Origin of the sequence: Streptomyces sp. SID14478 (assembly GCF_010548525.1) — a bacterium.
GTDB lineage: Bacteria > Actinomycetota > Actinomycetes > Streptomycetales > Streptomycetaceae > Streptomyces.
The window spans coordinates 1-238 of the sequence record NZ_JAAGMG010001260.1 but is presented as its reverse complement, the minus strand read 5'-3'; the positions used below and the strand labels follow the sequence as shown (position 1 = coordinate 238).

Annotated in this window: 1 pseudogene; it reads left to right on the top strand. The window is 75.6% G+C overall.

The features are described from left to right. Positions 1–57: 57 nt before the first annotated feature. Positions 58–238 (top strand): annotated as a pseudogene (locus tag G3I40_RS40045) (hypothetical protein); the annotation flags it as partial.

The window sequence follows — 238 nt, the reverse complement described above, 5'->3', positions numbered from 1 at the left end:
GAGCCCGCCCGGCGCGGTGAGCACACCGGCCCACGCCCCCAGGGGTCCAATCGGACCATGTGGTACGCACACCAATCCGGCCGCCGCGCACGGCAGATCCTCGCTGACGGCGCGGTCCTGCTGTGGACCGCGCTCTGGGCCGTGGCCGCTGTGGTCGCGCACCGGCTCATCACCCTCGCGACCCCGCACCCCCGCCCGGCCATCCCCCTGCTCGGCCCGCACATGAACGGCGCCCTGC